Genomic DNA, 20,169 nt, shown 5'->3' with positions numbered 1-20,169 from the left:
CGCTTCATTGGGTCTTATTCGTGCTGGATGGATAATGGGTCTGGAACGGCCCAGCATTAGGTACAACCAGACTTCTCACAACATAAAAATACTGTATACTTAAACAGTGATGTGGGAGACAAACGATGCGTAAAATCATACATGTCGATATGGACTGCTTTTTCGCGGCGGTGGAAATGCGCGACAACCCCGCCCTGCGTGATATTCCCATTGCTATTGGCGGCAGTCGAGAACGTCGGGGGGTCATCAGCACGGCCAATTACCCGGCGCGCAAATTTGGCGTGCGTAGCGCAATGCCAACGGGAATGGCATTAAAGCTGTGTCCGCATCTCACTTTATTACCTGGTCGTTACGAGGCCTATAAAGAAGCCTCCCGCCAGATTCAGGCTATTTTCTCCCGCTATACCTCGCTGATAGAACCACTTTCGCTGGATGAAGCCTATCTGGATGTGACCGACAGCACCCACTGCCACGGCTCAGCTACGCTGATCGCTCAGGAAATCCGCCAGACAATTTTTAACGAGTTACAGTTAACCGCCTCTGCCGGAATTGCGCCGGTAAAATTTCTGGCAAAAATAGCTTCCGATCTCAACAAACCCAATGGGCAATATGTGATTACCCCTGCCGATGTTCCTGAATTTCTCAGAACATTGCCGTTAGGCAAAATTCCCGGCGTTGGCAAAGTCTCCGCCGCTAAGCTGGAATCAATGGGATTACGTACCTGCGAAGATGTTCAAAAATACGACCTGGCAATGCTGCTCAAACGCTTCGGCAAGTTTGGTCGCGTGCTGTGGGAGCGCAGTCAAGGGATTGACGAACGGGACGTCAACAACGACAGGCTGCGTAAATCCGTCGGCGTGGAGCGTACGCTGGCGGAAGATATTCACGAGTGGTCGGAGTGTGAGGCGATAATTGAACGGCTCTATCCTGAACTGGAACGGCGTCTGGCAAAGGTAAAGCCGGATCTGCTGATCGCTCGCCAGGGGATAAAACTCAAGTTTAATGATTTTCAGCAGACTACGCAGGAGCACGTCTGGCCGCGCTTAAATAAAGATGACTTAATTACGACAGCGCGCAAGACCTGGGACGAGCGTAGGGGAGGGCGAGGTGTCAGGCTGGTGGGGTTACACGTCACGCTGCTGGATCCACAAATGGAAAGACAGCTACTGTTGGGGCTGTGACTCAGAACAATTGCCGGATGTCGGCGTAAACGCCTTATCCGGCCTACAAACCAGCGTGCAGGCCAGATGGCTACGTAACAACTTTATCCGGCCTACAAATCAGCATGTAGGCCAGATAAACGTAGCGTCATCCGGCATTTAGCGCAGAATCTTACTTCGCCGGAATAGACTTCAGCAGTTCAGTCAGCAGCGTCCAGTAATGGCCGACGCTTTCTATATGAACCTGCTCATCCGGGGAGTGCGGACCGGTGATAGTTGGCCCGATGGAAACCATGTCCATATCTGGATACGGTTTCTTGAACAGACCACATTCCAGACCAGCGTGGATGATCTGGATATTCGGCGTTTTGTTGAACAGACGCTGATAGGTTTCACGAACCAGGTGCATAACCGGAGAGTTAGCATCCGGCTGCCAGCCTGGGTATCCGCCTTTTGCCTGGGTTTTCGCGCCAGCCAGTTTACCCAGTGAATCCAGCATGCTCACCACGTAGTCTTTACCGCTGTCGATCAGGGAACGGATCAGGCAGTGAATTTCAACGTTGTCGTCAGTCATGGTGACAACGCCGACGTTCAGAGAGGTCTCAACCACGCCTTTGGCGACGTCAGAGTTGCGGATTACGCCGTTCGGGGTGGCGTTCAGCAGACGCACAAAGCTGTCGCGAGACTGAGCGGTCAGCGCGGCTTTGTCTTGAGTTACGGCATCCAGCAGCAGAGCCAGGTTCTTCTCTTTGGCTTCCAGTTCGTTTTTCAGGATTTCCTGATAGGTGTTGACCAGCGCTTTTAACGCATCAACTTTATCTGCAGCCACGGCGAGGGTGGCAAAGGCTTCACGCGGAATCGCGTTACGCAGCGTACCGCCGTTGAAATCAACCAGACGCAGATCCAGCTCTTCAGCGTGGCCCGCCAGGAAGCGTACCAGCAGTTTGTTCGCGTTACCGAGACCCACGTGGATTTCGCCGCCGGAGTGACCACCTTTCAGGCCTTTTAACGTCAGCTTAAAGCTCTGGAAGCCAGCCGGGATTGCTTCACGGGACAGCGGCAGGTTAGAGGTAAAGTCGATACCGCCTGCGCAACCCATGTAGATCTCACCTTCTTCTTCAGAGTCGGTGTTGATCAGGATATCTGCCTGCAGCCAGTTAGCCTGCAGACCAAACGCGCCATCCATACCCGCTTCTTCAGTCATGGTCAGCAGAACTTCCAGCGGACCGTGTACCACGCTGTCATCAGCCAGAACGGCCAGCGCAGACGCCATACCGATGCCGTTATCCGCACCCAGCGTGGTGCCACGGGCTTTCACCCATTCGCCGTCAATATAAGGCTGGATAGGATCTTTAGTGAAGTCATGCACGGTGTCGTTGTTTTTCTGCGGGACCATATCCAGGTGCGCCTGCAGAACGACCGGCTTGCGGTTTTCCATGCCTGCGGTAGCGGGTTTGCGAATCAGGATATTACCGACTTGATCGCGCTCGACGTGGAAACCTTTCTCTTGGGCCCAGCTCAGAATGTGTTCAGCGAGCTGCTCTTCATGATAGGACGGATGAGGAATAGAACAGATTTTGGCAAAAATATCCCATAGCGGTTGCGGGGATAATTGAGACAGTTCAGACACGTTGAGTCTCCTTGGCGATGTCCTACAAAACTTGCTTGCAGGCCACGGGGTTAGCAGAATTAAAAACACCACAAGTCAGGCTTGCGCGATGCGATTGAGAATACCACTTTCTCCGCTGACGGCTAGCATAAAGCATGCAAAAAGAGGCGCGGATTCCGCGAAACACTGGTTTTTAGTGCGTCAGATCTCTATAATCTCGCGCAACCTATTTCCCCCTCGAACACTTTTTAAGCCGTAGATAAACAGGCTGGGACACTTCACATGAGCGAAAAATACGTCGTCACCTGGGACATGTTGCAGATCCATGCACGTAAACTGGCAAGCCGCCTGATGCCTTCTGAACAATGGAAAGGCATTATTGCCGTTAGCCGTGGTGGTCTGGTGCCGGGCGCATTGCTGGCGCGTGAATTGGGTATTCGTCATGTCGATACCGTATGCATCTCCAGCTACGATCACGACAACCAGCGCGAACTGAAAGTGCTGAAGCGTGCCGAAGGCGACGGTGAAGGTTTCATCGTAATCGATGACCTGGTTGACACCGGTGGTACCGCCGTTGCGATCCGCGAAATGTATCCTAAAGCGCATTTCGTCACTATCTTCGCTAAGCCGGCTGGTCGCCCGCTGGTGAATGATTATGTTGTTGATATCCCTCAGGATACCTGGATTGAGCAGCCGTGGGATATGGGCGTAGTGTTCGTCCCGCCGATCTCTGGTCGCTAATCTAAAAAGTTTTCAACGCCTGGCAACTGCCGGGCGTTGTTCTTTTTGTGCTGTGTCAGGTTACACTATGCCTTAGTGAGTACTCATGGAGGCTGCAATCATGTCACAGGCTAACCTCAGCGAAGTCCTGTTTAAACCCCGCTTCAAACACCCTGAAACGTCAACACTGGTTCGTCGTTTTAATCACGGCGCGCAGCCGTCCGTACAATCTGCCCTGGATGGCAAAACCATTCCGCACTGGTATCGCATGGTGAATCGCCTGATGTGGATCTGGCGCGGCGTCGACCCGCGCGAAATCCTTGAGGTGCAGGCACGTATCGTGATGAGCGAAGCCGAGCGTACAGATAAAGAACTCTACGATACGGTTATCGGCTATCGCGGTGGGAACTGGATCTATGAGTGGGCGAAGCAGGCGATGGACTGGCAACAGAAAGCGTCTATGGAAGAGGATCCGCAGGTGAGCGGACGCCACTGGCTGCATGCGTCTACGTTGTACAACATTGCCGCTTACCCACACCTGAAAGGCGATGAGCTGGCAGAGCAGGCACAGGCTTTGGCGAATCGTGCCTATGAAGAGGCCGCACAGCGATTGCCGGGCACGCTGCGTGAGATGGAGTTTCCCGTCGCTGGCGGCGCGCCGATCACCGGCTTCTTACATATGCCAAAAGGTGACGGTCCGTTCCCGACGGTGCTGATGTGTGGTGGCCTCGATTCCATGCAAACGGATTACTACACCCTGTATGAGCGCTATTTTGCCCCACGGGGTATAGCCATGCTGACGCTGGATATGCCGTCGGTTGGTTTCTCGTCAAAATGGAAACTGACTCAGGATTCCAGCCTGCTGCATCAGCATGTATTAAAAGCGCTGCCTAATGTTCCCTGGGTGGATCACACCCGCGTGGCGGCCTTCGGTTTCCGCTTTGGCGCTAACGTGGCGGTACGCCTGGCGTATCTGGAATCATCACGGCTGAAGGCGGTGGCCTGTCTGGGGCCGGTCGTGCATGCGCTGCTGAGCGATCCGCAGCGTCAGGCAAGCGTCCCGGAAATGTATCTTGACGTTCTGGCCAGCCGCCTGGGGATGCATGACGCTTCCGATGAAGCGCTGCGCGTTGAGCTTAATCGCTATTCATTAAAAGTGCAGGGCCTGCTGGGTCGACGCTGCCCGACGCCAATGCTTTCGGGCTTCTGGAAGAACGATCCGTTTAGCCCGGAAGAAGAGTCACGTTTAATCACATCTTCATCTTCAGACGGTAAGCTACTGGAGATCCCCTTCAACCCGGTGTATCGCAATTTTGACAAAGGGCTGCAGGAAATAACCGGTTGGATCAATCAGAGATTGTGTTAAAAGTTTGCTAAATTTTAGCGATTTGGTAAAACAGGTGCTTCACCTAAGGAGATCGTAATGACGTTACCGAGTGGGCATCCGAAAAGTAGATTGATCAAGAAATTCACCGCGCTTGGCCCGTATATCCGGGAAGGGCAGTGCGAAGATAATCGATTTTTTTTCGATTGTCTGGCTGTTTGCGTCAACGTGAAACCCGCCCCTGAGAAACGCGAGTTCTGGGGCTGGTGGATGGAACTGGAGGCGCAGGAAAAACGTTTCACGTACAGCTATCAGTTTGGTTTGTTTGATAAAGACGGTAACTGGACGGCGGTGCCGGTGAAAGAGACTGAAGTGGTAGAGCGACTGGAATACACCTTACGTGAATTCCATGAAAAATTACGTGGCTTGTTGACGACGCTGAATCTGGCGCTGGAACCTGCTGACGACTTTAAGGATGAACCGGTTAAGTTAACGGCATAATGAACAGTAAAATGCCGGATGGCGGCGCAACCCCATCCGGCATTTTTTATGCTATATCAGAACTGGTAGACCATACCGACAGCAACGATGTCATCATCGTTGATGCCCAGTTTATTATCGCTATCCAACTGGTTGATTTTATAATCAACAAACGCGGACATATTTTTGTTGAAATAATACGTTGCGCCCACGTCGATATAATTCACCAGGTCTTCATTGCCGACGCCTTCAATATCTTTCCCTTTAGAAAGCACATAACCCAGTGACGGACGCAGACCAAAGTCAAACTGGTACTGAACAACCGCTTCGAAGTTCTGTGTTTTATTGGCGAAGCCGCCGGAAATTGGCGTCATGTTGCGTGTTTCAGAATAGAACGTCGCAATATAAATATCGTTAGCATCATATTTTAAGCCGGTTGCCCAGGCTTCAGCTTTATCACCCGTACCGCGAGTTTGCAGATTTTGCTGGTTGGTACGATCGGAGTTGGTATAAGCGCCGCTCACCGCGAAATCGCTGCCGCCAAAGTCATAGGTAACAGAAGTACCAAAACCGTCGCCGTTCTGTTTTTTCACATCGCGATCCTGGTTTTTACCCTGGTATTGCAGGGTCAGATCCAGGCCATCCACGACGCCGAAGAAGTCGGTGTTACGGTAAGTTGCCAGACCGCTGGCGCGTTTGGTCATAAAGTTATCGGTCTGTGCGGAGGAGTCGCCACCAAATTCCGGGAACATATCGGTCCAGGCTTCCACGTCATACAGCGCGCCCAGGTTACGACCATAATCAAACGAGCCAAAATCTTTTAATTTCACACCGGCGAAGGCCAGACGTGTTTTTTGTTGGTTTGAGTCGCTTTCAGCTTTATTGCCGGCAAACTCTGCTTCCCAACGACCATAACCGGTTAGTTGATCGTTAATTTGCGTTTCGCCTTTAAAACCTAAACGGATATAGCTTTGGTCGCCATCTTTGCTGTCATAATCTGTCATGTAATGCATGGCTTTTACTTTGCCGTACAGATCCAGTTTATTACCGTTCTTGTTATACACTTCCGCTGCCTGTACGGATGCCGACGCAACAATTCCCATCACCACTAATGCCAGAGTGCTCTTTTTCATTTTCATTCCTGATTAAAAGTACGCGCTAATATTCACTGGGTGTGATCCCCGTTAAAAGACAGGAGGGTTTTTAACGTCTGGCAATGAACGTTTTATGACAAAGTAAGAATATTTTTAAAAAAGAGTGTTTTTATGTTTCTGTAATAAATGCGTCAAAATCTGCCGCTACGCTTGCTGATCCTGCGCAATAAAATTTCATGCTTTGTGCGTTGGCTGTTGGCAACCGGGGCCAGTCCTGCTAAAACGTTCGTTTGATATCATTTTCCCCAATTTTGAATGGCAGAGAATCATGAGTGACAGCCAGACGCTGGTGGTAAAACTTGGCACCAGTGTGTTAACGGGCGGATCCCGCCGCCTGAACCGCGCCCACATCGTAGAACTGGTTCGCCAGTGCGCGCAGCTCCATGCCGCAGGGCATCGTATTGTTATCGTTACCTCTGGTGCAATTGCCGCCGGACGTGAGCATCTTGGTTACCCGGAGCTCCCGGCAACGATAGCTTCGAAACAGCTGTTGGCGGCGGTCGGGCAGAGCCGACTGATTCAACTGTGGGAACAGCTATTCTCGATTTACGGTATTCATATCGGGCAGATGCTGCTGACGCGTGCAGATATGGAAGACAGAGAGCGCTTCCTCAATGCCCGCGATACGCTCCGCGCGCTGCTGGATAACAACATTGTTCCTGTCATTAATGAGAATGACGCCGTAGCGACCGCCGAGATTAAAGTCGGCGATAACGACAACCTCTCCGCGCTGGCGGCAATTCTGGCTGGAGCCGATAAGCTGCTGCTGTTGACCGATCAGCAGGGGCTGTTCACCGCCGATCCACGCACCAACCCGCAGGCTGAGCTGATTAAAGACGTGCACGGTATTGATGATGCGCTGCGCGCCATTGCCGGGGATAGCGTCTCGGGTCTGGGAACCGGCGGGATGGGAACAAAACTGCAGGCAGCCGATGTCGCGTGCCGCGCCGGGATCGACACCATTATTGCCGCAGGCAGCAAGCCGGGCGTGATTGGCGACGTGATGGAAGGCGTTTCCGTTGGGACGCGTTTTCATGCTCAGGCCTCTCCGCTGGAGAACCGTAAACGCTGGATCTTTGGCGCGCCGCCTGCCGGGGAGATTACCGTCGATGAGGGCGCGACCGCAGCAATTCTGGAACGCGGCAGCTCATTACTGCCAAAAGGCATTAAAAGCGTGACAGGTAACTTTTCTCGTGGTGAAGTGATCCGCATCTGCAATCTCGAAGGGCGCGATATTGCCCATGGCGTCACCCGCTATAACAGCGACGCGCTGCGCCGTATTGCCGGACATCACTCACAACAGATCGACACCATCCTGGGCTATGAATACGGTCCGGTTGCTGTCCATCGCGACGACATGATCACCCGTTAAGGAACAGGCATATGCTGGAACAAATGGGCATTGCTGCCAAAGCCGCGTCATACAAGCTGGCGCTGCTCTCCAGTCGCGAAAAAAATCGCGTACTGGAAACCATTGCTGATGAGCTGGAAGCGCAAACGGAAAGCATCCTCAGCGCGAACATACAAGATGTTGAGCAGGCGCGAGCCAACGGCCTGAGCGAAGCGATGCTCGACCGCCTGGCGCTGACGCCGGCGCGTCTGAAAGCGATTGCTGACGATGTGCGCCAGGTCTGTAATCTTGCCGACCCGGTAGGGCAGGTGATTGACGGCGGCCTGCTGGATAGCGGTCTGCGTCTGGAGCGTCGTCGCGTCCCGCTGGGCGTGATTGGCGTGATTTATGAAGCGCGTCCAAACGTCACCGTTGACGTTGCCTCCCTGTGCCTGAAAACCGGCAATGCGGTGATTCTGCGCGGTGGGAAAGAGACCTACCGGACCAACGCCGCCACCGTGGCTGTTATCCAAAAGGCGCTGAAAGCCTGCGGTTTACCCGCGGCTGCCGTACAGTCAATTGATAACCCGGACCGCGCGTTGGTCGCTGAAATGCTGCGGATGGATAAGTACATCGATATGCTGATCCCTCGCGGTGGCGCGGGTCTGCATAAGCTGTGCCGTGAGCAGTCGACCATCCCGGTCATCACCGGCGGTATTGGCGTATGCCATATTTATGTTGATGATACCGCGGAGATCGCCCCGGCCCTGAAGATTATCGTTAACGCCAAAACCCAGCGTCCAAGCACCTGTAACACTGTAGAAACTCTGCTGGTGCATCAGGATATTGCTGAGTGTTTCCTGCCTGCGTTAAGCCAAAAGATGGCGGATAGCGGTGTTACGCTGCACGGTGATGAAATCGTGATGCAAGTTCTGCATGGCCCTGCCAAACTGGTGCCACTAAAACCGGAAGAGCTGGATAACGAGTTTCTGTCTCTGGATCTGAACGTTGTGGTGGTCGAAAATATGGATGGTGCTATCGCCCATATTCGCGAACACGGTACCCAGCACTCGGACGCCATACTGACGCGCACGCTCAGCAACGCCAACCGTTTCGTGAATGAAGTGGACTCTTCTGCCGTGTATGTAAACGCCTCTACTCGTTTTACCGATGGCGGCCAGTTCGGATTGGGTGCGGAAGTGGCGGTGAGCACGCAAAAACTGCACGCGCGTGGCCCAATGGGGCTGGAAGCACTGACCACATATAAGTGGATTGGCTTCGGTGACGACACGGTCCGGGCGTAATTGAAAACGGGCGATGCCATAATAGCGCTCTTAATTTTAAAGCTATTAAGGCATCTCCCGCTTAATTCTAACCTTCACTTCGCTGCCGCATTTATTTTTCTATCCTGCGTTTTAACATCATCCGCATCAGTCTGTTTTTGACCTATGCTCTCACCAGCGCCCGAAAGGCGACGTATCACAGAATTTTCCCTGCCAGCATGAATTTTCCTGGTCTGCCGTTCACGTATTGTTCCTATGGTTCGATCTATTAGAATCAGTCTCATTTTTTATGAGGAGTTGTTGCGTGAAATCGGATATTCACAAACTTAGCATTCCTGTTGTGCCGCTTGGCAACCCGTTTCCTCCCCGTCATTGTTCGCTGTGCCCAAAGGGAGCGGCGATTGACCGTGATAATCAATACAAATTAATAGACAAAAGAAGGCGGTTTAAAGCTGGGGAGATACTCGCTCGGCAGGATGAAACCGCGGATATGCTTTTTGTTATCCATGAGGGGTACTGCAAGTCCAGCGTGGAATGTGGCGATAACGTTTTTATCAGCCGCTTTTATGTTCCGGGAGATATCATGGCGCTGGATGCTGTCGAAGGGGGGAAGTACCTGACAACGATTAAGGCGGCAACGGCTGCGGAGGTATGTCATATCGATATTGCGCGGTTGTTCAAAGTAGCAGAAAAGGATCCATCGGTTGCTGCCGCAGTCATCAAGTTTCTCTGCAGGGACAATGGATTCATTGTTGAAAAACTGCGGCGCTATGCGAATAAACATGCTGAGGCCAGGATCGCTGCTTTTCTGGTAGAGTTTTACGAGATGCATTTACGTATTGGCAGGCCAGAAACGACGCTTCACTTGCCATTTTCTCGGGAGGAAATTGCCAGTTATCTCGATCTTAAAATTGAAACCGTTAGCCGCTCATTAAAATCACTTGAACAGCAGAATTTGATTACCTTACATAGGGTACGTACCGTAACTATTAATAGTTATCTTGGTTTAAAACGTTTTATCTAATTTTCTATTTAACGATAATCATTATCTCTCCTGATAAGCCAGGAATATTCATTTTATATGGAAAATTCCTGGTTTTAATTTTGTCAAATAATTATCAATTAGAATGTAGTTTCTGTAGGTGAATGATTTTTTTATAAGAATATTCCCTCGCAAATGGATATATCATGAGAATTTTCTTGCGGCGTTAAAAATTTAGCATAATTGCAACAAATAATAAGCATTATAGAGAAACTATGGAGGTGTTAATTATCTTTATGTTTTGTAAGGGTTTTGCTCTCGTGGTATTTGTATGATCTTTTTGATATTTATCAAAAACATAAAAAAGATGAATTGTTTGATTTGTCTTATTTATTTGGGTGATAGTTCTGGTTCATGGTGTTATTTAAGTAAATTAAACTTAGGAAACTTCTTAGATTATCGTTTTAGTGGGAAAATTCTTAGTCTTTTTGTAATTTTTGCGTTTCAGGGTTTGTTGAGATGTTACTTAATTCAAATGATAATTTTTGGGCGCGGCAATTCTGGCTCGCAATTAATGGAACCGCTGGAGTGACTTAATAATAAGACTCGGTGGTGAGTTTGTTCTTAGGAGAAGATAAAAATGAAAAAATTATTATTAGTGACCTCTCTGGCGTCTGTATTTGTTGCGGCAAATGCAATGGCAGATGTCACTGCTTCTGCAACGGCCTCGTGGGACGCGACGGCAACAAAAGATACCACCAGCATGTTGGTCGTCACTCCGCTGAACTCTTTGACTTTCCAGTATGCGGAAGGTCTGAATGGCTTCAACTCCCAGGATGGCGCGTTTGATGTGACTATTCAGGGCCAGGAAACGGCAACTGATTTTGAACTGACCGCTCAGATTATTAGCAATACTCTGACCAACGCCAGTGGCGATGCGTCTACCCTGAACGTAGGGGTGGCATGGAATGGCACCGCGTTGACTAATTCATCAGATACTGTCCTGGTAAATTCCAGCTCGACTTCTGGTCTTGAAAGCCTGATGGCTGATGGCGCTTACAACGGTGCTGACCGCGTCAGCGATCAATCCAACTTCAAATTCACCATTGCGTCTGCGACTTCTGATGGTAGCACGCCGGTAACGGATTACTCTGCACTGCCAGACGGCTATTGGACTGGTGATGTAAAAGTACAGTTCAATGCAACCTGGACGACTCCGTCCGCCTAAGAAATAAAATTTCGGGAGGAGAAATTCTCCCGAATTTATCAGGAATGGTGTCATGAATAAATATTTACCGGCAGCAATGTTGGTAGGGTTGGTAATCTCTTTTTCCAGCTGGGCAATTAACGTTGGTGATATCACGTCGATAATGACTTCTGCTGAGAGTTCATTATCGAAAGAAATTACTAATACGACAGACTCGGCTCGTTATGTCAGCGTATCGGTAAAAAAACTGTCATCACCTTTAGCGGGCGGAGTCGAAATAAAACCCGTTAATTCCGGGGAATTACTCTCTACGCCTGCCAATCTAATTCTGCCTGGTCAGGCAAAGGATGTTTTTCGCTTCTTTTATAAAGGGCCAATTGATGATATCGAGCGTTATTATCGTCTGCAATGGATAGATGAGCCGGTCACCGAGAGCGCGGAAACCAGGGCCAATAAATTGGCTGTTGCGACAGCGTCAGCAGAAATTGGCACGATTTTGGTCGTTGCGCCGCGAAAAGAGCGTTTTGAATATAACCGTAATGGTGATGTTATTAGCAATACTGGCAATGTTTCATTTCGAGTAATCGCCTATGGAGCTTGCAAAGATAATGCTCGCGATCAGGGACGGGGCTGTCGTGAACGTTATTACATTATGCCAGGTACAAAAATAAAACTGCAGTTCACCGACATTAGTAATAGCCGCTCACGCATCGGTATCTGGCACGGTAAGCAGTTTATTACAGTGAAGTGATGGTCAATAGCAGCCATCTGTACGGGATAAATAAAAATACCGGATTGTAAGGATGCATATGACAACAACATATATTGTTGGCGGTAGCATTTGTCTTTTTCTTGCGCTGACACCAGGAACTTCACATGCAGCCCCAGTAAAAGTGGGTAATTACGTTATTCCCAGCGCTTTCGCCCGTTCACTGGAGCAGGGAATGACGGTGCCGGTATATATACGTTACAACGAGACTGATGAGAAAAGTCAGCAAAAAATTGCCGATGCGGTGATTTCGCTTGTTGATGGCAATATTACAGTTAAAGCACTGACTCTTGCTGAATTGCCCAATAATGCCGTGTTATCAGGAAAAACTCGTGCGTTGGTAGAAAAAATTCGTGATGTGAAATTTCACGATAACACCAGTATCGAGCTATCGGACAATGCACGCCTGCAGCTCAACGTTTCTTCATTTCACCTGGAGATGATTGTCAGCAAAGATGCGTTAACTGAGGCGATTGTCGCACGCAGTAGCCTGCTTGGACCTTCCAGCGTGGAGTCTCTCTCTAACGTCCTGAACTATAACTTTGGTACCTACTACAACGATTATCATAATGGCAGCAGTACCCGCAGCTATCTGACGGTGGACAACACAATATCGCTGCGTGAGCACCATATCAACATTAACGGTTCGTTTTACGGCATCGGCGACAGCAACGGCACCAGTAAACTCTATCGTGCGATGTATGAGCGTGATTATGACGGTTATCGACTGGCGCTCGGGATGCTCGACACCTGGAATGTCCAGTCTATCGCCAGCCTGAATGCGCTGAATGGCGGGAAAATTTACGGTGTGAGCTACGGAAACAAAGGAAGTACGGTTGTTGAGAATACCGCGCTTTCACTCACGCCGATTACCGTATTTTTGCCAGCCGCAGGCGAGGTTCATGTCTTCCGTGATGGGCGTTTGCTCAGCGTCCAGAACTTTAATATGGGCAGTTATGAAATTGATACCAGTCGTTTTCCGTATGGTGTTTATGACGTCACGGTAGATATCGTGGTCAATGGCCGGACAATTAATAGTCGTATCAGCAGGGTTAATAAAATCTTTGCCCGCCAACAAGTTGCCGGGATTGATCAGCTCTCGTGGCAACTGTTTGGGGGCTCACTGGATTATGACCGTGTGAGTTATAAGCGAAATCATTATCAGGATTTGGGTAATGAGCAGACCTGGATTGCCGGGGGGGCCGCATCGGCGACTCTGACGATATTGTCGGGGCTGGGCCTGAAATCAACGATCTACGGTTTTGACAACAATGCGGTTAATGAAACGGATGTCACGCTGAATGTGAATGAATACGTCAGTATTGGCAATCAGATGTTGGTAGCGAACGATTCATCATGGCGAAACATCAGTAACATTAATCTCAATGTCCCTGAGGGATATGGTTCCCTTTGGGCATCTCGTGAAGACAGTAAAATTGGCGATCGCTTGCCTATGCAGGAGCGTGATAACTATTCCATAGGCGGAACTCTTAACCTCGGAAAGTTTATTCCTCATGGTGGTTCACTCACCGTTAGTCAGACGGAGAATCGTTACTCAGGCAATAAATACCGTAATCTGGATTACAACACGACCCTTTATTCAGGCAGGTATGCCACTATTGGGTTACGTGCAGGAATTCAGCGTTATTACTACAACAACCGAAATGACGATGGGCGACAGGAACGTTATGTCAGCCTGGACTTATCGTTGCCGTTGGCGACCTGGTTGAGCATGGGCGTCTCCCGAGATCGCTATGGCAGCACCCAGGGTAACCTCAGTGCACGAAAACAGTATGCTGAAGGACCGATTAAATCGGTCGGATTATCTGCATCAACGCGTCTGAGCGGTGAACAGCATTATGACAATAATTATTCGGTAAACGGCAATCTAAGTTATGACACGAAATATAACGCTGGCACCGTATCGGTAACACGTTCTGCTGATAACTCCACCAATATGAACTTTTCTTCTCAAGGCTCTTTGGCATGGGCAGGTAAAGACTTCGGTCTGAGTAAAGAGAGGCAGCGTTCTGGCATCATTGTGAAAACAGATTTCACCGGCGAAGGGAAACTGGCTGCGAAGATTAATAACCGCAATTATCTTCTCAGCGGTAAATCAAATTTCATTGCACTGCCGCCCTATGCTCAGTACAAGCTGGAAATCCTTAATGATAAAAACTCTGAGGACAGCTTCGATATTGTTTCAGGACGCAAACAGGAGCTGACGCTATATCCGGGTAACGTGGGAGTTATCAACCCTGAAGTGAAAAGCATGGTCACCGTATTCGGTCGCATTCGTTATCCCGATGGACAGTTGGCTGCAAATACCGATATTCATAACCACATCGGTAAAACACGTACGGATGCAAAAGGTGAGTTTGCTATCGATATTGATAAAAAGTATCCGGTTATTACGTTAATTTCTGCCAATGGCAGGGTATGTGAAGCCGATCTGGATCTGGAAAAAGCACGCGGCGCTGCGTGGGTTGGCGATGTGAAATGTGCAACGCAAACCACGATGGCACAACGATAAGGTATTAATAATGAATAAATCTCTTTCCCTTATTCTCGGCTGTGTCTTTGCCGCGTTATCTCCATCCGCCTGGGCGCTCTCGGCTTCCACTCAGGCGGCGGTCAACAACAACTATTTGTTTATAGAAAACAATGTTGATAACGAATACTTTATTACCCCGTCCTCTCTCGATCCTCGCATTAGTGGGTCGAACACCTGGGTAAAATATGGAAACGACCAGGATAGCCTGGGATATATGGGTATCGTTGGTTGGATAGCCAATACCTCATATTATAAAGATATGTGGATTGATAATTCGCCAATCAGTGAACCATTCCGGGGTATTCGTTGCACCACTGGTGCTAATTGCCCTGCATCTGGCTATATTGCTGCCGAGCTAACCGATCAATTTGGTTTTTATCACACCAAAGCAACCGGATCCGGGATAGCCGGTGGATATTATGGTTTTGCATCGCTGACAGACTCGGCGTATGAATACTTTCGCAATATGTCGGTCGGAAGCGCAGAGACATATAACCTTAATTTTTGTCGAACCACGATTGACTATGATTATGCGGCTGGGCAACGTTGTAAAGACCAGAGCAGCGGTAATTGGTATATCAGACCTTATACATTAAATAAAATAGGTCATTTATCTTTGGTTTCTACCAATGCATTTCAGGAGTTATGGGTTGCCAGTGATGGTACGCCGAGCATCACTAAAGACAGTGGTTATTGTGAGCTGGGTGTGGTCAGTCGTGAAGATGGCGTTATCTGTAAGATGATTTCATACAATTTAAATCAAACCAGCAACTTGACGGCTTCACTACGTATTCGCATGTATGCGGATAGCGGTTTGCTTGGTTTTACACCGGCAGCTGCCACAATTAAATATTCTGGTGATGGTCAATCCTGGACTAATTTTAGCTCGACGTCGATTTATTATAATGTTTTTAGTAATGGTGGCGAGTATGTCTATGTTTTTTTGTCGAAAACATTCCTGAAAAATATGGTGGACAGTGGCGTCAGTATCACCAACAGCCAACCATTTACATTTGCTTTTACAAATAGCGTGACGCCAGAGTCGGGGTATTACCAGTTTACTCCTTCGCTACAGCTCAATATTGTGCCAAAGGAATATGGGATCAGTATTATCTCATCGGATAACAGCACCTCGGCAAGCGGCAGCGGCACAATTGGCGAGACCGCTCCGATTGAAATGGATTACACCGTGACGGTCTCGGGGCCTCGTCAGGCTGATAGCATTACCGCACAAGTTATTGGGGAAAGTACGACGATAAACAATGTGCCTTACTGCCTGTTTACGTCTGCGCAAGGCGGGTTATCCGTCCCAATTCCCGCCTTTCTGCAATACAACAGTGAGTCGGGGGGCGTGGTGCAAAAACGAAATAGCTGCAGTGAAGCGGCAATCAGCATGAGAGATGCGCAATGGCAACAGACGCCCTGGGACGCAAATAATACAGATGATGGAAGCTACTTTGCGACTGATTTGAAATTGCTTTTCCCAATGAATGATTCGCGTTCGATGTTGACCGTTTCTGGGGCGGATTGGGAAGGTGTTGTCAGTGCCAGCGGAGAGATCAAAGTGACGGCGAACTGGGTGGGAGTGACGCCATGAGCCACTGCCGTTTGGCGCTAAGATGGATATTGGCCTTGCTTTCCGGGCTGGCGGTGTTCTCCGCACAGGCAGTCTATCTGGAGTCGACTATTTATGAGATGCCATCGGATAAATCATTTATCAGTAAACGAATCTATAACGATAGCCAGAAACAGAACGTGTACAGTATTAGCGCAGTTAAAATAGATAAACCGGGACCGGGAGGTGAAAACAGAAGTGCTATTGCCGAAGGCGAACTTTTGTTTACTCCGCTCCGTTTTTCACTGGCACCGCAGGCAAGTGAGTTTTTTAAGATTTTCTATCGTGGCCCGCAGGATGATAAAGAACGCTATTACCGAATACTGTTTCGTGAAATGCCGATAACGCTGTTTACCGAGCGTAATCAAGGGAAAGGCGGACAGGCTCTCCCGGTGATCGCTATGGATACCATATTGGTCGTTCGTCCGAGGAAAATGAACCTGGCCTACACCATTGATGAGATAAACGGGACGTTGAAAAACACAGGGAATACTTTTTTCAAAATTATCGTACACCAGGGGTGTCACTCAACTGATGATGAAGCCACCATGCGTTATGTGTTACCGGGGGAAACCTGGCATAGTAGTGAGTTGAAAACAAAAAACCGGAAATTTATCGTAGCGTTGCAGAAATACCTACCCGTGGGTCAGGGTTGCTCAAAAATTAATCATTAGAGGTGTTGGGTCTGAACCAATATGCCCTGATTATATATTGAACCTATACTGTCACTCGCTATAGAAAATGTAGCAATAAATTTAGAGTCGATGAAACAATATGTCGTGCATATTGCCGGAAATGTTTATGAATACAAGATCTACGACATCCTCTCTGAGTTTGTCGGTCAGCATAAACTACGGTAATATGTTATTCTGTTGGTCACTGTAGTTATATGTTTTGTAAATTTTGTATTTATAGTTTTTTGTTTTGTAATGAAGTGAAAGTGAGTAAAGGGATTTGTACTGATTAAGAAATGGAGCTTTTTCTTTTTCAATTTTTAAATGGAACTTACGGTGTGATGAGAATACTCATATGGATAACTGTGATTATAAATTCTGAATTTACGTGATATGGCTTATGGATAAAGTTATATCACGAATCGCCTTATGATTATTGGAGGTCGAAGGTGTTGTATATTCTCTCGTGAATAGAGCGAGGGACCTGCTATGCCATAAATTTAAGTTGGTGATAACTATGAATACGAAAAAAATTTTTCTGCTCAGTTATGATACATTCCTTTTTTCAGGAATAAAAGCATGGTTACCAAATCTGGTATTGATCGATGCACGGACATTTATTTCTGGCACGCAGTCAGTTATGTCGCAATATCCGTCCTGCTTGCTGGTGATCGATAACCGGTTGCCATTATTATTGGTCAAAAAATGGCTTCAGAGAAACAGTACACAGTTCATCAACATACACTGTATTGTTCTGCGGATGTGCGAAACCCTGTCTGTTAATCGGGGATATGAAGAATATTCCTTTATCAATGGGGGGGAATTGTCGGAGCAGTTGATCGCTCAATTAAAAGAGAGTTTATTGGCACCTAACAAAGTTGTGGAAGTCAATAAAGACTCACCGATGTTTACTTTTAACTTGACTGAATTTGAAGAAGAAATGCTGTATTCATCATTCACAAAAGAAAAACTGCATGATTTCTGTATTGCTAATTCACTAACAATTAAGTCAGTGTATCGATATCGAGATAAAATTACTGCTCGCCTCGGCTTTTCCAATTTTAATGAAACTGTTATCTTTTTAACCCGAAATAATTTATTAAATGAAGGTTCTATAATCAATAATAATGTGAGTGGGGATACAGTTTACACTGACGCATATGATGTTTCGGATACTAGTAGACTGAGTATGGCAATAAGGAATGAGGAGATCATTCCTTATTTTCAACCCATCGTGAATATCAGGGGCGATGTTTGTGGCGTTGAGGTCTTGGCTCGTTGGCCACAGGGACATAACTATGCTATTTCTCAGCGAGAGTTTATTCCATTGGCTGAAAAAAGTGGCTTAATCAATGAGTTAACTAGCTATTTAATGACCGCTGTTGCGAGCAATCTTGTCTCTGGAGGCGCGAGCATTAATAAAACACTGTTCGTTTCTTTTAATGTCAGTCCGTCAGGTTTAAATAATCCCGTATTCTATTGGGAATGTCTTAATTTTATGGAGATAACGCAAGGTCTGCCGATAAAATTGATGATAGAGATAACAGAGAACCAGACGTTCACGATCACTCCTGCAATCAAAGAACTTATTCGTTCGTTACGAAATAAAGGTGTTTTGTTCGCTTTGGATGATTTTGGTACTGGATACGCTAATCTCTGCTATCTCAATGAGTTAGACCTGGATGTAATCAAAATTGATAAAAGCTTCATTAAGGAAATTAAAGAGGTTGATCAATATATCCCTATGCTCGAGTCAATTACTCACCTTTCAGGACTTCTGGGGTTACGTACGGTGGCCGAGGGCGTTGAAAATGACTATCAGCAACAATGGCTGGGAAAAAATAATGTTGACTATCTGCAGGGGTATCAGTTTCTACCGCCAGTGACATTTAATGATTTTATCCGGTATTACCAGCAGTCTGTAGATTTGTTTGAATCAGCGTCGGATTCACCTTTATCTACGTAATTCATTTTTGACACGGTTTTTACATTTGAAGGGTAAACCTTTAAACGAGTATGTGCTCTGAGCTGACATGGCCTGTAGCATGATTTTTTCCTGAACACCAGGGGCAGACGCCTCTGGTATGGGCGTCTTTGCATCGCTGCCTGTCTGCCTGGTTAAGTAAAAAGTCCTATAGTGAGGTGTGCACCGTTTGTTTATGTATCTTAAACGGGGTATTTATAGTGATATCAGCGTTAATCAAACAGGTGCCCGTAGCCATGCGTCATTTCCTGACAAAATTAAGAGTCTGGCTTCCACCACCACTCATCCTGGTATTATTCCTCATCGCGGATGCGTTTACGGCGATCCCGCGTTTCACATTTGGCGCGGTGACTATCGTAATAAGTGCATTGTTGGCTAGCGTCAGTCTGGCGATGATACTGCATACCGCGTGGCAGATGCGGAAGAAACGTACGACGCTAAACCCACTGCATGCAGAGAAATCGACCACGCTTGTTACTGGCGGATGTTATGCCTGGAGCCGCAATCCAATCTATCTTGGAATGAGTGGACTCCAGTTAGCTTTTTCTCTCTACGTTGGTAGCCTGATTGGAATATTGGCTGCACCGCTGTTTATACTGGTGGTTGCCAGATTACATATTGATTTTGAAGAGGAACAACTGCGAAAACATTTCGGGCCGGAATGGATACGTTATGAGCAGCGTGTTCGCCGCTGGTTATAGAATTCCCTTGCCGCGTACCAGGACACCTGTGACGACACGATTCGTGCGTTATTGAAACCGGATGATGCAAAATTAGGCGTTTGATTCGCAAGGCCATTGACGCATCGCCCGGTTAGTTTTAACCTTCTACCCCGTGTTCACATTCGTGGGCATGTCCTTATCAGGGCCGATATAGCTCAGTTGGTAGAGCAGCGCATTCGTAATGCGAAGGTCGTAGGTTCGACTCCTATTATCGGCACCAACACAACAAATCCCATTAAAAACAATTACTTGCAGAGAATGCTGCTCTCAAGCTACGATCTTTTTTTAAGGGATTCAATGACCAACAGTTGCCGCTATGGTTAACAGTGGCTATTCAGGGATGTTAGCACGTAGCGGCCTGTAGTTGTAAAGCTCGAACAGGTACAAAGCGTGAACAGTCCCTATGAACCGCTATCAACTCGAAGCTAATGACGCTGCCAACGTCTCTAATCAATCCCAACACTTTTAACCGTTCCACACTTAGCGCGGTGTCCCGTTACAGCCTGTCGTGATGACACGCCACGGATAAATGAGCGAATGTTGGGAAGCCTAACCAGTCCGGGAAAGGGGCTGGCTCTGCCGTGGTGTTCACCGAGCCATAA

At 48.0% G+C, this 20,169-nt stretch carries 16 protein-coding genes and 1 tRNA gene; 15 read left to right on the top strand and 2 right to left on the bottom strand.

The window, feature by feature from the left end; translation table 11 throughout:
- The first annotated feature begins 125 nt into the window (after positions 1-125).
- Positions 126-1,181, top strand: coding sequence for a DNA polymerase IV (gene dinB / locus OGY08_RS22400; protein ID WP_003830824.1), 1,056 nt, complete (start codon positions 126-128; stop codon positions 1,179-1,181).
- Between the two features lie 151 nt (positions 1,182-1,332).
- Here dinB and pepD read toward each other — a convergent pair whose 3' ends face one another.
- Positions 1,333-2,790, bottom strand: a complete 1,458-nt coding sequence (gene pepD, locus OGY08_RS22395) for a cytosol nonspecific dipeptidase (protein WP_008783788.1) — start codon at positions 2,788-2,790, stop codon at positions 1,333-1,335.
- Between the two features lie 261 nt (positions 2,791-3,051).
- On the opposite strand from pepD, the gene gpt reads away from it, so the two are divergent.
- The 3 genes from gpt (at position 3,052) to crl (ending at position 5,314) form a co-directional block, all read left to right on the top strand.
- Positions 3,052-3,510, top strand: a complete 459-nt coding sequence (gene gpt, locus OGY08_RS22390) for a xanthine phosphoribosyltransferase (RefSeq protein WP_003031380.1) — start codon at positions 3,052-3,054, stop codon at positions 3,508-3,510.
- Positions 3,511-3,610: 100 nt separating this feature from the next.
- On the top strand, positions 3,611-4,855 hold the full coding sequence (gene frsA / locus OGY08_RS22385; RefSeq protein ID WP_048214870.1) for an esterase FrsA: 1,245 nt from the start codon (positions 3,611-3,613) through the stop codon (positions 4,853-4,855).
- A gap of 57 nt (positions 4,856-4,912) precedes the next feature.
- A complete protein-coding gene (gene crl / locus OGY08_RS22380; protein WP_008783790.1) occupies positions 4,913-5,314 on the top strand; it encodes a sigma factor-binding protein Crl in 402 nt (133 codons plus the stop codon).
- Positions 5,315-5,370: 56 nt separating this feature from the next.
- Here the strand turns inward: crl and phoE are convergent, their stop codons facing one another.
- Positions 5,371-6,426 (bottom strand): phosphoporin PhoE, encoded by a 1,056-nt coding sequence (gene phoE / locus OGY08_RS22375; protein ID WP_003830831.1) that lies wholly within the window; start codon positions 6,424-6,426, stop codon positions 5,371-5,373.
- A 289-nt stretch (positions 6,427-6,715) separates the two neighbouring features.
- On the opposite strand from phoE, the gene proB reads away from it, so the two are divergent.
- The 11 genes from proB to OGY08_RS22320 all read left to right on the top strand — a co-directional run bounded on the left by proB (position 6,716) and on the right by OGY08_RS22320 (position 19,787).
- Positions 6,716-7,819 (top strand): glutamate 5-kinase, encoded by a 1,104-nt coding sequence (gene proB, locus OGY08_RS22370; protein ID WP_003031373.1) that lies wholly within the window; start codon positions 6,716-6,718, stop codon positions 7,817-7,819.
- An 11-nt stretch (positions 7,820-7,830) separates the two neighbouring features.
- Entirely contained in the window at positions 7,831-9,081 is a 1,251-nt protein-coding gene (proA, locus tag OGY08_RS22365; RefSeq protein ID WP_125363549.1) for a glutamate-5-semialdehyde dehydrogenase, read from the top strand.
- A 283-nt stretch (positions 9,082-9,364) separates the two neighbouring features.
- Positions 9,365-10,084, top strand: coding sequence for a Crp/Fnr family transcriptional regulator (locus tag OGY08_RS22360; protein WP_125363550.1), 720 nt, complete (start codon positions 9,365-9,367; stop codon positions 10,082-10,084).
- A 598-nt stretch (positions 10,085-10,682) separates the two neighbouring features.
- Complete coding sequence (gene ecpA, locus OGY08_RS22355; protein WP_003830835.1) at positions 10,683-11,270, top strand: common pilus major fimbrillin subunit EcpA; 588 nt, start codon at positions 10,683-10,685, stop codon at positions 11,268-11,270.
- 52 nt (positions 11,271-11,322) lie between these two features.
- Positions 11,323-12,000: an EcpB family pilus assembly chaperone gene (locus OGY08_RS22350; protein ID WP_048214867.1), complete on the top strand. Its 678-nt coding sequence runs from the start codon at positions 11,323-11,325 to the stop codon at positions 11,998-12,000.
- Positions 12,001-12,058: 58 nt separating this feature from the next.
- Positions 12,059-14,551, top strand: a complete 2,493-nt coding sequence (locus OGY08_RS22345; protein WP_125363551.1) for a CS1-pili formation C-terminal domain-containing protein — start codon at positions 12,059-12,061, stop codon at positions 14,549-14,551.
- A 10-nt stretch (positions 14,552-14,561) separates the two neighbouring features.
- The gene (locus OGY08_RS22340) at positions 14,562-16,169 is read left to right on the top strand and encodes a fimbrial adhesin EcpD family protein (RefSeq protein ID WP_125363552.1); all 1,608 of its coding nucleotides are present in this window, start codon (positions 14,562-14,564) and stop codon (positions 16,167-16,169) included.
- The gene (locus OGY08_RS22335; protein ID WP_057068504.1) at positions 16,166-16,861 is read left to right on the top strand and encodes a fimbrial biogenesis chaperone; all 696 of its coding nucleotides are present in this window, start codon (positions 16,166-16,168) and stop codon (positions 16,859-16,861) included. The genes OGY08_RS22340 and OGY08_RS22335 overlap by 4 nt, the downstream gene beginning before the upstream one ends.
- 517 nt (positions 16,862-17,378) lie before the next feature.
- Positions 17,379-18,827, top strand: coding sequence for an EAL domain-containing protein (locus OGY08_RS22330; protein WP_057068506.1), 1,449 nt, complete (start codon positions 17,379-17,381; stop codon positions 18,825-18,827).
- Between the two features lie 254 nt (positions 18,828-19,081).
- Positions 19,082-19,546, top strand: a complete 465-nt coding sequence (locus OGY08_RS22325) for a methyltransferase family protein (protein ID WP_125363554.1) — start codon at positions 19,082-19,084, stop codon at positions 19,544-19,546.
- 165 nt (positions 19,547-19,711) lie between these two features.
- Positions 19,712-19,787: transfer RNA gene (locus OGY08_RS22320), tRNA-Thr, on the top strand.
- Positions 19,788-20,169 lie beyond the last annotated feature (382 nt).

It is taken from the genome of Citrobacter sp. Cpo069 (assembly GCF_030332785.1).
Taxonomy (GTDB): Bacteria; Pseudomonadota; Gammaproteobacteria; order Enterobacterales; family Enterobacteriaceae; genus Citrobacter; species Citrobacter portucalensis.
The sequence above is the reverse complement of the archived record's forward strand: the minus strand, read 5'-3'. Positions and strand labels throughout refer to the sequence as shown.

Bases quoted from the DNA above. Each gene is read 5' to 3' on its own strand.
- OGY08_RS22340 (WP_125363552.1), top strand. From the start codon at position 14,562: ATGAATAAATCTCTTTCCCTTATTCTCGGCTGTGTCTTTGCCGCGTTA.
- gpt (WP_003031380.1), top strand. From the start codon at position 3,052: ATGAGCGAAAAATACGTCGTCACCTGGGACATGTTGCAGATCCATGCA.
- OGY08_RS22330 (WP_057068506.1), top strand. From the start codon at position 17,379: ATGAATACGAAAAAAATTTTTCTGCTCAGTTATGATACATTCCTTTTT.
- OGY08_RS22325 (WP_125363554.1), top strand. From the start codon at position 19,082: ATGCGTCATTTCCTGACAAAATTAAGAGTCTGGCTTCCACCACCACTC.
- OGY08_RS22345 (WP_125363551.1), top strand. From the start codon at position 12,059: ATGACAACAACATATATTGTTGGCGGTAGCATTTGTCTTTTTCTTGCG.
- frsA (WP_048214870.1), top strand. From the start codon at position 3,611: ATGTCACAGGCTAACCTCAGCGAAGTCCTGTTTAAACCCCGCTTCAAA.
- dinB (WP_003830824.1), top strand. From the start codon at position 126: ATGCGTAAAATCATACATGTCGATATGGACTGCTTTTTCGCGGCGGTG.
- ecpA (WP_003830835.1), top strand. From the start codon at position 10,683: ATGAAAAAATTATTATTAGTGACCTCTCTGGCGTCTGTATTTGTTGCG.
- OGY08_RS22335 (WP_057068504.1), top strand. From the start codon at position 16,166: ATGAGCCACTGCCGTTTGGCGCTAAGATGGATATTGGCCTTGCTTTCC.
- OGY08_RS22350 (WP_048214867.1), top strand. From the start codon at position 11,323: ATGAATAAATATTTACCGGCAGCAATGTTGGTAGGGTTGGTAATCTCT.
- proB (WP_003031373.1), top strand. From the start codon at position 6,716: ATGAGTGACAGCCAGACGCTGGTGGTAAAACTTGGCACCAGTGTGTTA.
- proA (WP_125363549.1), top strand. From the start codon at position 7,831: ATGCTGGAACAAATGGGCATTGCTGCCAAAGCCGCGTCATACAAGCTG.
- phoE (WP_003830831.1), bottom strand. From the start codon at position 6,426: ATGAAAAAGAGCACTCTGGCATTAGTGGTGATGGGAATTGTTGCGTCG.
- crl (WP_008783790.1), top strand. From the start codon at position 4,913: ATGACGTTACCGAGTGGGCATCCGAAAAGTAGATTGATCAAGAAATTC.